The organism is Arcanobacterium pinnipediorum (genome assembly GCF_023973165.1).
Taxonomy (GTDB): Bacteria; Actinomycetota; Actinomycetes; order Actinomycetales; family Actinomycetaceae; genus Arcanobacterium; species Arcanobacterium pinnipediorum.
Genome location: NZ_CP099547.1, coordinates 569,651 through 581,536 on the forward strand (window position 1 = coordinate 569,651; position 11,886 = coordinate 581,536).

Here is an 11,886-nt window from a genome sequence, read left to right on the forward strand (position 1 = left end):
GAGGTGAAGCACATGGGTAAGAACCGTATGCAGACGTCTGCGAAGGTGGCGTCCAAGGCATCGAAGATTCTGACCGATGGCCGGTATGGCAAGGACTCGAAATCTGTTGCCGCGTCAGCGTTGGCGCAGGCCAAGCCATCCAAGCGCGGCAAGTAGCCGCAACCACTCCTGCTCTGGTGTGAGTGATTTTCGCACCAGAGCGGGTGGAGGCGGTAGCGCTGGTGGCCACCAGTACTGACGTTCTCCATGCCTGAGCGTGATTGTTCGGGAGTTCATCTGGCGGATGGGCAAGCCCTATGGCGGGTGCAGGCCGTGGGGTTGGACAAAAGATTCACTAGTGAGACCTGCTCTGGGAGCGCTCGGCGGGTCACCTCACCCAACCCTCTTTTTGTGAGGGCGGGTGGGGTGGCTCGCCTTTGTCGTCTTCCTAGCAGTTCTCACCAGTGATCTGAGCCAAACAGATCAGGTCTCCAAATCACCGGGATTCCCGGAGAAATGGAGATCCTTCGATGAAGGTCACTTTCAAGCACGAAGCGGAAAACAACAAGAACGAGTCCATCACTGACACTTTCGATATCGACCCTGGTGAGTTCGCTCTCATGATCGCTACCGACCTTGAACAACGCGCCGCCGAATTGGGTGTTCCGCTTGATCAGGTCAAACCCCGCACACCGCAGAAGATTCTCGACGAGCTGTGGAACGCAGAAGAAGCGGCCACACATAAGGCGGTTCGTGGAGATCGTGGCAAAGGCAAGAAGAAGTGCACGTGCGGGGCTGGGTGCGGTCCTCGTCGTGGGTGCCGTCTGCCGAACAACACGCCGTTCTCGTATGAGCAGATGCTCGAAATCGACCAAGACCCGGCCTCGCCAGGTATCAGTGCCGAGGACCAGGTCATTGAACGTGAAGACAGTGCTCAGCATGTCCGTGAGCTCGAGGCTATGCGTGACGCCATCGCTGGGTTGGATCCTCAGCATCGTGAGGTGATGACTCGTCTGCTCGCAACCGACAAGCTCAACCAGGCGCAGGTGGCACGGGATATGGGGTTGACCCGTGCGCGGGTTTCGCAGCTGGTGGCAGAGGTGAAATCGCTGATTCGGCAGGTGGTTGAGGAGGCCCGATTTAACACTTTCGGCGGTGTCGGCAGTGGGGTGAAGGGAGAAGCCAACCGGGCTACTCCCACCAACATGGAAGAAAGGTAAGCCCAATGACTCGACATATTCTCAAGCTTCATATTGCCCGGCGTATCCCTGACGATCCCGGAATCGTCGCCACCAAAACCGTGACGCTACGTGAACGGCTCATGCGTCTGCTGCTTGGCACCCCGCGCAAAGTCATGATCCTTGTCCCCGGTGACTCGGTCAAGCAGATCGACATCACCGAAAACACTGACGACGACCTCATGGCGTTAGCGGATGCTCTCAAGGCAGGTGGATCCAAATGATGATGCCAGAACTCAATGCCTTTATTCGTGACGGAAACCAGGTCATGCGATCGCTTGCTGATTTGCTTGCTCGGGCTCAGCAGATTGCTGAGGAGAGCTTCGAAGATCACGCAGGTATGTCAGGTGAACGTCCGGAGCTCGCATTGCAGATCAAGGAACCCGTCGAAACCATCACGGCCACGCAGGCCCAGCCAGAACTGCTTGTGGACGATCCTGAGGTTGAGCCTGAACCAGTCGTGACGCTCGAAGAAGTACGTGCTTTTCTCTCTGACCTCTCGGCGCAAGGCCTCACTGCGAAAGTTCGGGAGCTGATCGTTGCGGCCGGTGCGGACAAGCTCTCCGCCGTGGATTCGTCGAAGCTTGGCTGGCTGCTCGAGCGGGCGAAGGAGATCGCTGATGGCACCATCTGACCACGCATTATTGAGCGCCTCTGGTGCTCACAGGTGGCTCAACTGCACACCGTCGGCGCGCCTCGAATCCAACGAGCCGGAGTCGACGTCGAATGCTGCTGAGCAAGGAACCGCCGCTCACGCCCTGGCTGAACACAAACTCCGTCGCGCATTGAAGCAGCGTTCGAAGCGGCCAGTCTCGGACTGGATTGATGACGAGATGGAAACCTTGACCGACGACTATGTCGCATACGTGCAAGAACACATCTCGATCGCTGAGGAGTCCTGTGGTGATCCGCAGGTGTTGATCGAGCAGCGCCTCGACTTCTCCCATATTGTGCCGGGAGGTTTTGGCACCGGGGACTGCGTCATCATCGCCGAACCTGTACTCCGGATTATCGATTTGAAGTACGGGCAAGGCGTGTTGGTTGAGGCGGACAACAATCCGCAGTTGATGCTCTATGCCCTCGGAGCGCTCCACACCTTCGGGGACCTCTACGACATCGAGACGGTGGCGGTGACGATCTATCAGCCACGTCGGGCGAACGTCGACACCTGGGAAATCTCTGTTGCTGAGCTCGAGCACTGGGCCGAAACAGAAGTGAAGCCAAAGGCCGAGCTCGCCGCTGCTGGTGGCGGCGAGTTTTGTCCTGGTTCGTGGTGCCAGTTCTGCAAGATCGCGCCCACCTGCCGGGCACGAGCCGAAGCGAACCTTGCGCTGGCCAAGTTGGAGTTCGCCCCACCAGCAGAACTGAGTGACGCGGAGATTGCTGATGTCTTGGCGCGGATTCCGCAGCTCAAAACCTGGGCATCGGACGTGGAAGCCTACGCCCTGTCCAGAGCTGTCAACCAAGGCGTCACGTTTGAGGGGTTCAAGCTCGTTGCCGGACGTTCGATCCGCAAATACACCTCCGAAACCGAGGTGGCTGCAGCGGCTGAAGCAGCGGGCTATCGGGACATTTATGACCGCAAGCTCATCACCCTCACAGCCATGGAAACGCTGATGGGCAAATCCACCTTCAACGAGATCCTCGGCGACCTCGTAACCAAACCCGCGGGCAAGCCAACCCTGGTGCCTGCATCAGATAAACGGCCAGCGCTTGAACTGGTGAGCGCGGCCACCGATTTTCAAACAAACAAGTAACAAGTAGAAAGCAGAAGAGATTATGACAACGACCAATCCGACCCGTATCGTCACTGGCGAAGTTCGACTGTCCTACGCACACGTGTGGGAGCCAAACTCCATCCAAGGCGGAAAGCCCAAGTACTCCGTCTCCCTGATCATCCCCAAGTCCGACACAGCCACGATCGCCGCGATCGAGAAGGCAGTGGACGCGGCCATCGAGCAGGGCATTGGCAAGTTTGGGGGCAAGCGCCCGAACAAGGCGGCCCTCAAGCTACCGCTACGTGATGGGGATATTGAGCGTGACGACGAAGCCTACGCGAACGCCTATTTCCTCAATGCCAACTCACTGACCGCTCCGCAGATCGTCGACGAGCATGTGGCACCAATCTTGGACCGCGCCGAGGTCTACTCCGGCTGCTACGCGCGAGTGTCCCTGTCCTTCTATGCGTTCAACACGAATGGCAACCGTGGCATTGCCTGCGGCCTGGGCAATATCCAAAAGACCCGCGACGGTGAGTCCCTTGGCGGTGGGCGTGTCTCTGCTGAGACTGACTTTGGTGCCTTTGCCCCGGCCGACGACGACTTCCTGAACTGAGAGGACGCAGCATGTTTATGGAATGTTTCTGGGCCATCACCTTGGCTTACTGGGTTTACTACCTCATCCCGAACGGCGTTGTCGCTCTTGTTTCGTGGGTGATGGACAAGCGTGAAGAACGCCGATACGTGGCGATGCTCGAAGAAGAACGAGCACGCATCAAGGCAAGCAACATCGCGACGGCAGAAGCCTCGCCCTTGTAAGTAACCGATTCGTGGAGGGAACTGCCAATCTCGGTGGTTCCCTCCACTTTTCCCCTCTATGTGAAAGGAATGATCTATGCACTCATTGGCCTGCGATATTGAGACTTTCAGTCCCGTCCAGCTCGCCAAGACGGGCGTTTACCCGTATTCCGAACACCCAGACTTTGACCTGCTTCTCTTCGGCTACTCGATCGACGGCGGGCCGGTCGAGGTGGTTGATCTTGCCAGCGGGCAGACCATCCCCGAAGGCGTTCTCGCGGCACTGGTGGATCCGGGTGTGGTCAAGTGGGCTCATAACGCCGCCTTCGAGCGGGTCTGCTTGTCCGCATGGCTGCATCGCCATTACCCCAGCCTTCTCACTGAGGGGTTTCTTGATCCAGCGCAGTGGCGGTGCACCATGATCTGGTCGGCCTACCTTGGCCTGCCTATGAGTTTGGACGCGGTGGCGACCGTCCTCAAGCTCGATGTTCAAAAAGATACTGCGGGGCGCAAGCTGATCAAGCAGTTCTGCACACCTGCCATGCCCTCAGTCTTGAATGGCGGCAAACGCAGGAACCCACCATCCGCTGATCCGACTGGGTGGGCGCGGTTTATTGAGTACAACCGGCGCGACGTCGAGGTCGAACTCGCCATCCATGAGCGGCTTTCAGCGTTCCCGATGCCAGAGGCCGAGTGGAATACCTACGCGCTCGACCAACGCATCAACGACACCGGGATCCTGCTCGACCACACGCTGGTCAACAACGCCGTCACCATCGACCACGCCCACCGCGACACACTCCTGCAACACGCGAAAGAACTCACGGGGTTGGAGAATCCAAACTCGCCCCTCCAGCTCAAAGACTGGCTCCATAACCATGGCTGCGAACTCGAATCACTATCGAAGGCTGACGTCGATGCTGCCCTCGACACTGCTACTGGCGAGGTGAAAGAAGTCCTCGAACTGCGCGGCGATCTGGCAAAATCGAGCGTGAAGAAGTACCAGGCGATGCAGCACGTCGCAGGAGACGACGGCCGTGCCCGTGGCCTGTTGCAGTTCTACGGGGCAGGACGCACCGGACGGTTCGCCGGACGTTTAGTGCAGGTGCAGAATCTCCCCAGGAATTATCTGCCTGATCTCGACACAGCACGAGTACTTGTACGTAGTGGCAACCTTGATGCGTTGGAGTTGCTCTACGACTCGGTACCTGACACGCTCAGCCAACTCATCCGCACCGCATTCATCCCTAGTCCCGGCAATCGGTTTATCGTTGCGGACTTTTCCGCAATCGAGGCGCGTGTTATCGCCTGGCTCGCAGGAGAAACAACCACCTTGGACGCGTTCCGTGAAGGTAAAGACCTCTACTGCGAAACCGCATCGCGCATGTTTGGCGTCCCAGTTGAAAAACACGGCGTTAATGGTGAGCTTCGTCAGAAGGGGAAGATTGCGGTGCTTGCCTGTGGCTATGGCGGCTCTGTCGGTGCACTTAAAGCAATGGGAGCACTCACCATGGGCTTAGCCGAACACGAGCTCAAACCGATCGTCGACGCATGGCGAGCCGCCAACCCACACATCGTGCAGCTCTGGGCAGACGTCGAAGAAGCAGCCATCGCCGCGATCACCTCACGCCAACCAATCCGGCTACGCAACCTGCGCTTTACCCTCGAGTCTGGCATTCTCTTCATCGAACTACCGTCCGGTAGGCGGTTGGCGTATGTGCAGCCGCGCCTTGGTGAAAATCGTTGGGGTGGCACCTCGATCACCTACACCGGCACCACCACCGCCAGAAAATGGGGACAGCTCGAAACCTACGGCGGCAAGCTGGTCGAGAACATCGTCCAAGCCATCGCCCGCGACCTGCTCGTCACCGGCATGCACGCCGTCGCCAACGCAGGACACCAGATTGTGCTGCACGTGCACGACGAGATCGTCATCGACGAACCCACAGACTCAGGTTTCACCGTATCCGATGCATGCAAGCTCATGTCCACACTCCCAGCCTGGGCAGAAGGCCTACCACTGGACGCGGACGGATACGAATGCGACTACTACCGCAAGGACTAACTCCTATTCGTCGCTGAGCAGCAAGTTCGGGTTAGTTTCCATGAATTCGCGCAGGTACACGGCGATCTGCTGATTCGCAGCGTTCGGTGCTGGGTCGTTGTCGAGGTCGCGCAGGTATTCCATGAAGGCAAAGAGGCGCATGTTTTTCGCCATCGCCCACACCGTGGCCTTATCAATCTCACTCACACCACCCATGTTCGCCCGCGCACTATCGATTGTCTGCGGGGTATACCCGGCATGGATTTAACACTTGTGGGTTTGTCGGCAGTGTGGTGAGGCCCTTAACGCTTGTGCCGCCCGGCATGACTTTTTCTCTTCGGGGTCTCGGGAAGGAACCCCGCCATGGGAAACCAGATTCAATCATTTACCAATGACGTGTTCGGCACCATCCGCACCATCACTAACGATGGCCAGATCCTGTTTTGTGGGAAGGACGTCGCTACCGCACTCGGATACCAGGATCCGACGAACGCCGTAAAGCTGCACTGCCGTGGGGTGGCAAATTACCACCCCATCGAAGATGCACTCGGCCGAACCCAAAACGCCCGCTTCATTACCGAAGGTGACCTCTACCGCCTCATCATCTCCTCCAAACTTCCAGCAGCGCAGAAGTTCGAAGCCTGGGTGTTCGATGAGGTGTTGCCGACGATTCGCCGCCACGGCATGTACGCATACGACGAACTCCTCGCCGATGATGAATTCCTTGAGCATGCCATCGCCACGCTGCGTGCCGAGCGAGCCAAGCGCCTCGCCGCAGAGCAAGCCTTACTTGAAGCGGCACCGAAAGTCTCCTACTACGACCTCGTGCTGCAATCCGATTCGTTGCTGACGACGACCGCGATTGCGAAGGACTACGGGCTGAGCGCGAAGAAGCTCAACCGGATCCTGCGTGATGCTCACGTGCAGTTCCACCAGTCTGGTCGTTGGTTCCTCTACGCCAAGTACGCCGAGCAGGGATACACCCAGTCCAAGACCCACGAATACGGCGAGGGTCAGACTCGCACCCACATGTACTGGACGCAAAAGGGTCGCCTGTTTATCTACGACCTGCTCAAGAACCAGCTCGGGATCCTGCCGGTGATTGAGCGTGAAAGTCAGGTGCAAGCATGAGCACGACGGCTCTCGATATTGGGTTTTCAAAGAAGAACACCGAAGGGTACCTGGATCTAACGAGCTACCACGCTTTGAAAAAGCTCCAGCGTGAACAATTCGGATACCGTCCACTCATCTACATCTGCTCGCCTTACTCCTGCAACACGCAAGCGAACGTTGAGCTCGCCCGCCAATTCTGCGCCTTCGCAGTGGCGGCGGGCAAGATCCCGTTCGCCCCACACCTGCACTATCCGCAGTTCATGGATGACGACGATCCTGATCAGCGTGAGTTAGCGATGTTTTTCAACAGGGTGCTGCTCGCCAAGTGCGAAGCCCTGTGGGCGTATGTCGGACACGTCAGCCCTGGTATGCGTCTGGAGATCGGGTGGGCGCGCGACCTCGAGTTGCCGATTAAGTTTTTCGATTCTGATTTCAAGGAGGTCACCCCATGACCACGCCCTTCACCTTGTTCGCCGCCACGGTTACCGGCGTTCAGAACAACAACCACTACCCAAACCAACATCTGGTCGCCGACGCGGCATCCCTGTCTGCAGCCGCTGCCTTTGATCATGTGGCAGCCACGTATGTGAATAAGCGCCGCTCATCGGCAGCGTTCATCTCCTCGGATTGCGTGGTGATGGATATCGACAACGACCACACCGAAACCCAAACCGACTGGATCACCCCAGAACGCTTGGGTGAGCTCATGTCTGGTGTGGAGTTCATGACCGCCACTTCTCGCAACCACATGAAATCAAAGGGTGTGCTCTCGGCGCGGCCGCGTTTCCACGTCTACTTCCCAATCCGAGAAGTACGCGACGCGGACGAGTATGCGGGGTTGAAGCACCGCCTCGCGAGCAGGTTTGGGTTCTTCGATCGCAACGCTCTCGATGCAGGAAGGTTTATCTACGGCACGTCGAACCCGGTGGTTACAGTGAATGGGGGCGACCAGTTGCTTGATGGCTGGTTGGATATGGCTGATGAGCAGGACGTGTTCGCCGCCTTCGACCAGAGCACTTTGGTCATTGGCGAAGGCTCTCGCAACGCCACCCTCTCGCGCTTCGCAGGCAGGGTGCTCATCCGCTACGGCGAGACCGACCAAGCCCGCGACCTCTTCGACCGGAAAGCCAACCTGTGCGAACCACCGCTCAGTGACAGTGAGCTGACGACGATTTGGAATAGTGCCTGTAGGTTTGCTTCGAAAGTCGCCTCCGACCCGGGCTATCTGCCGCCCGAGGCGTATGAAGCATTGGCGGGTTTGCGTCCGGATGATTTTTCCGATGTCGGTCAGGCAGACACATTAGCTGGCGAATATGCGAACAAGATCCGCTACTCACTAGCCACCAAGTGGCTCGTCTACGACCGGGGCGTGTGGGATGAGAACGACCTGTCCGCACAAGGCGTGGTTCAGGAGCTAACCTCCCGCCAACTCGAAGAAGCAGACCGCCTCATCGCATCCACGTGGGAGACCATGACAGCAACCGGCGCAGATATCGTGATGGCCTCAGCCTCGTCGAAAGCACGCGGACTTGCCAAGCTCACGCCAGTGCAGGCGGCCGCGTTTCGGACCTGGGATGAGGCAAAGAACTACCACAAGTTCGTTCTCTCCAGGCGCTTGTCCCGCAACATTACGGCCACGTTGAAAGAAGCCGGGCCAATCTTGCAGGTACGTATCCGCGACCTCGACGTCGACCCCTACCAGCTCAACACCCCAACCGGGACGTGGGATCTCCGCGACGGTGCCAGCCACGAGCACAACCCGGCAGATCTGCTGACCAAGCAGACCGCTGTTGGGCCAAGCGATGACGGCGCACAGATCTGGGCTGACGCGCTCGATGTGTTCTTTCAAGGAGACGTCGAGTTGATTGGTTACGTGCAGCGTATTGTCGGCTTGGCGGTGATCGGGCAGGTCTTCGTTGAAGCTCTCGTGATCGCCTATGGGGATGGACGTAACGGCAAATCCACGTTTTGGAACACGATTGCCCGCGTGTTGGGTACGTATTCGGGTACGATCTCAGCTGACGCGCTCACGGTTGGGGTTCGCCGTAACGTCAAACCTGAACTCGCTGAAGCTCGAGGTAAACGTCTCTTGATCGCGGCTGAAACCGAAGAAGGCATGCGCCTATCGACCTCGAACGTCAAACAGCTTGCATCAACCGATCAGATCTCGGCAGAGAAAAAGTTCAAGGATCCTTTCGCCTTTACTCCTTCCCACACGCTGGTTTTGTATACGAACCATCTGCCGCGTGTGGGAGCCATGGACGCAGGCATCTGGCGCAGGCTCATCGTCATCCCGTTTAACGCCACTATCGAAGGCGTTACGGATGTAAAGAACTATGCCGACCACCTCTACGAACACGCTGGCGGGGCGATCCTTGCGTGGATTATGCAAGGAGCTCGCCTCATCCATGCCGAGGGCTACAAGCTCATCCCGCCGCCTCAGGTCGTTCAAGCCTCACAGGCCTATAAGGAAGACAACGACTGGTTCTCCCAGTTCCTTGAAGACTCATGCGACGTCGAGGACGGATTGTCAGAGCGCGCTGGTGACCTCTACCAGGCGTATCGGGCGTGGGCGCAAAACACCTCCGGGTGGGCGCGCCCCATGGTTGACTTCAACGCTGCGGTCGAACAGGCCGGATTCGTGCGGAAAAAGAACAAGCACGGCATGTACGTCTACGGGCTCGCAATCAAATCCGAGTTCGACAACTAACCCCATGGTGACGAGCTGTGACGAACCATTCCCTACCTTACGCATGTGAAATTACATGGTGTTTTTCTCTATATAAAAGGTTAGGAACGACTCGTCACATGCCATCACCCCTGAAAATACGAACTCAAGGAGTGACTATGAACGAACGAAGCATAGAACACCAGCTCAAGAAAATCGTTGAAGCCTCTGGTGGCTTGTGCTGGAAGCTTGTCTGCCCTGGAACCACAGGCGTACCTGACCGGATATGCCTGATGAACAGCCGGATCGTGTTTGTTGAGCTGAAAGCATCAGGAAAACAACCTCGCCCAATCCAAGTGCGTCGGATGAACCAGCTACGCGACCAAGGATTCCAGACCTTCATCGTCGATTCGGTGGACGGCATACGGGAGGTGCTTGATGCACTATCAGCCACATAACTACCAAACCACCGCGACCCAATACATCATCGACCACCCCGAAGCAGCGATCCTCCTCGGAATGGGCTTAGGCAAGAGTGTCATCACGTTGACGGCGATCTGGCAGCTCATGCTCGACTACTTCACCGTCCGCCGCGTCCTCGTCATCGCACCCTTACGTGTTGCTCGCGATACGTGGCCCGCAGAAGTAGCCAAGTGGGATCACCTTGACGGTCTCACCGTCGCGGTCGCTGTCGGAACCAAACACGACCGGCTTGACGCGTTAGCTGCGTCTGCGATGGTGACTGTCATCAACCGTGAAAACATCCCATGGCTCATCGGCCAACTCGGCAATAGCTGGCCGTTCGACATGGTCATCATCGACGAACTCTCCAGCTTCAAAAACCACCGAGCCAAAAGGTTCACGGCGCTGGTGAAAATGCGACCCTATGTGAAGCGGTGGGTCGGGCTGACCGGTACGCCCGCATCGAACGGGCTGATGGATGTGTGGGCGCAATTCCGTCTCCTCGACGGCGGGCAACGTTTGGGTAGGTTCATTACCCGTTATCGCGAGCGCTGGTTCGTGCCTGATAAGCGTAATGGGATGCAGGTGTTTACCTACAAGCCGCGTGTGGGTGCTGAGGATGAGATCTACGGAGCGATCGGTGACATGACGTTGTCGATGAGAACCACCGACCATCTGCAGCTGCCGGAGCTGACGGTGACGACGATGCCCGTGACGTTGGAGCCGAAAGAACGACGCGTGTATGAGCAACTCAAGGCCGATCTCGTCCTCCAACTTGATGGGGAGACGGTTGACGCCGCGAATGCCGCCGCCTTGTCGGGGAAGCTCCTGCAGTTAGCGTCGGGCGCGATCTACACCGGCGACGGTCAGTGGGCGGGCGTGCATGAGCGGAAGCTTGACGCTCTCGAAGACCTCATCGAAGCAGCCAACGGGTCTCCGCTGTTGGTGGCGTATTGGTTTGCTCATGACCGCGAGCGCATCACCGCCCAGCTCCCGCAAGCACGGGAGCTCAAAACGAGCGCGGATATCGAGGCCTGGAACAGAGGCGAGATCACGCTTGGGCTGATACATCCCGCGAGCGCGGGTCACGGGCTGAACTTGCAGGCGGGCGGGCATCTGCTGGTGTGGTTCTCACTGACCTGGAGTTTGGAGCTCTACCAGCAAACCAACGCGCGGATCTATCGGCAAGGGCAGAGTGAGCCGGTCACGATCACGCACCTGGTCGCTGAAGGGACGCTCGATGAAGCCGTCCTCAAAGCCCTCGATGCGAAAGACGCTACACAGGCTGCGTTGATTGACGCGGTCACACACGAAATCCGCACAACCACTGAAAGGACAAGCTCATGCATGTGATGACGAAATACCTCGACACAAAGAAAGCCGCGATCGCCGCCCTGCAGGATTATGCGGTGATGGAGCAGATTATCGAGAGTACCGACGACGCCATCAAAACCGCTTATGCTGACGCGTCCAGCCCCGCATCCCCACGTATGGACGGCACACCACCATCAGGTGATCTCCACGCTTCAGAGAACAGGATCGTTGCCAGCATTGAGCGGATCGATGCGTACAAGGCCCGCTACTTGCAGGCTCGTCAGTACATGGACTGGTTTCTGCCCGCGTGGGAAGTCATCGCTGAAGACGACCGGTACATCCTCGAAGGGTTCTTCCTCAGCGAGGGGACACAGGACGAGAAGGTGTCGATGATCGCCGATCACTTCTACGTCGAACGTGACACCGTCTATCGGCGTAAGAATCGTGCCCTCGACAGGTTCGCCACCGCCTTGTACGGGCAGCTCTAGCGTTAGCGGGTATCCGAAACATGCGATAGAAAACCGCATATCAGTGTGAGAACATGTAAGTGGT

General features: G+C 57.8%; 15 protein-coding genes. 14 read left to right on the forward strand and 1 reads right to left on the reverse strand.

The annotated features are described in order from the left end of the window. Positions 1–12 precede the first annotated feature (12 nt). The 8 genes from NG665_RS02380 (at position 13) to NG665_RS02415 (ending at position 5,798) form a co-directional block, all read left to right on the forward strand. Complete coding sequence (locus NG665_RS02380) at positions 13–156, forward strand: hypothetical protein (RefSeq protein ID WP_252673708.1); 144 nt, start codon at positions 13–15, stop codon at positions 154–156. 353 nt (positions 157–509) lie between these two features. Continuing rightward, positions 510–1,199, forward strand: coding sequence for a sigma factor-like helix-turn-helix DNA-binding protein (locus NG665_RS02385; RefSeq protein ID WP_252673709.1), 690 nt, complete (start codon positions 510–512; stop codon positions 1,197–1,199). Between the two features lie 5 nt (positions 1,200–1,204). Further along, complete coding sequence (locus NG665_RS02390; protein WP_252673710.1) at positions 1,205–1,441, forward strand: hypothetical protein; 237 nt, start codon at positions 1,205–1,207, stop codon at positions 1,439–1,441. After that, positions 1,438–1,851 (forward strand): hypothetical protein, encoded by a 414-nt coding sequence (locus NG665_RS02395; protein ID WP_252673711.1) that lies wholly within the window; start codon positions 1,438–1,440, stop codon positions 1,849–1,851. The genes NG665_RS02390 and NG665_RS02395 overlap by 4 nt, the downstream gene beginning before the upstream one ends. Beyond that, positions 1,838–2,974: a DUF2800 domain-containing protein gene (locus NG665_RS02400; protein ID WP_252673712.1), complete on the forward strand. Its 1,137-nt coding sequence runs from the start codon at positions 1,838–1,840 to the stop codon at positions 2,972–2,974. The genes NG665_RS02395 and NG665_RS02400 overlap by 14 nt, the downstream gene beginning before the upstream one ends. A 22-nt stretch (positions 2,975–2,996) precedes the next feature. Beyond that, positions 2,997–3,551, forward strand: coding sequence for a DUF2815 family protein (locus NG665_RS02405; RefSeq protein WP_252673713.1), 555 nt, complete (start codon positions 2,997–2,999; stop codon positions 3,549–3,551). Positions 3,552–3,568: 17 nt separating this feature from the next. Continuing rightward, positions 3,569–3,754: a hypothetical protein gene (locus NG665_RS02410; protein ID WP_252673714.1), complete on the forward strand. Its 186-nt coding sequence runs from the start codon at positions 3,569–3,571 to the stop codon at positions 3,752–3,754. Positions 3,755–3,830: 76 nt separating this feature from the next. Next, entirely contained in the window at positions 3,831–5,798 is a 1,968-nt protein-coding gene (locus NG665_RS02415; protein ID WP_252673715.1) for a DNA polymerase, read from the forward strand. Between the two features lie 3 nt (positions 5,799–5,801). Here NG665_RS02415 and NG665_RS02420 read toward each other — a convergent pair whose 3' ends face one another. Next, entirely contained in the window at positions 5,802–5,993 is a 192-nt protein-coding gene (locus tag NG665_RS02420) for a hypothetical protein (protein WP_252673716.1), read from the reverse strand. Between the two features lie 147 nt (positions 5,994–6,140). Between NG665_RS02420 and NG665_RS02425 the strand changes: the two genes are divergently transcribed. From NG665_RS02425 to NG665_RS02450, 6 genes are all read left to right on the forward strand, one after another. Beyond that, positions 6,141–6,908 (forward strand): phage antirepressor, encoded by a 768-nt coding sequence (locus NG665_RS02425; RefSeq protein ID WP_252673717.1) that lies wholly within the window; start codon positions 6,141–6,143, stop codon positions 6,906–6,908. Continuing rightward, a complete protein-coding gene (locus NG665_RS02430; protein WP_252673718.1) occupies positions 6,905–7,342 on the forward strand; it encodes a DUF7768 domain-containing protein in 438 nt (145 codons plus the stop codon). The genes NG665_RS02425 and NG665_RS02430 overlap by 4 nt, the downstream gene beginning before the upstream one ends. After that, positions 7,339–9,600, forward strand: a complete 2,262-nt coding sequence (locus tag NG665_RS02435; protein ID WP_252673719.1) for a phage/plasmid primase, P4 family — start codon at positions 7,339–7,341, stop codon at positions 9,598–9,600. Before NG665_RS02430 ends, NG665_RS02435 begins: the two co-directional genes overlap by 4 nt. Before the next feature lie 137 nt (positions 9,601–9,737). After that, the gene (locus tag NG665_RS02440) at positions 9,738–10,016 is read left to right on the forward strand and encodes a VRR-NUC domain-containing protein (protein WP_252673720.1); all 279 of its coding nucleotides are present in this window, start codon (positions 9,738–9,740) and stop codon (positions 10,014–10,016) included. Continuing rightward, complete coding sequence (locus tag NG665_RS02445; protein WP_252673721.1) at positions 9,997–11,373, forward strand: DEAD/DEAH box helicase; 1,377 nt, start codon at positions 9,997–9,999, stop codon at positions 11,371–11,373. The genes NG665_RS02440 and NG665_RS02445 overlap by 20 nt, the downstream gene beginning before the upstream one ends. Beyond that, positions 11,364–11,822, forward strand: a complete 459-nt coding sequence (locus NG665_RS02450) for a hypothetical protein (RefSeq protein ID WP_252673722.1) — start codon at positions 11,364–11,366, stop codon at positions 11,820–11,822. The genes NG665_RS02445 and NG665_RS02450 overlap by 10 nt, the downstream gene beginning before the upstream one ends. The last annotated feature ends 64 nt before the right edge of the window (positions 11,823–11,886 follow it).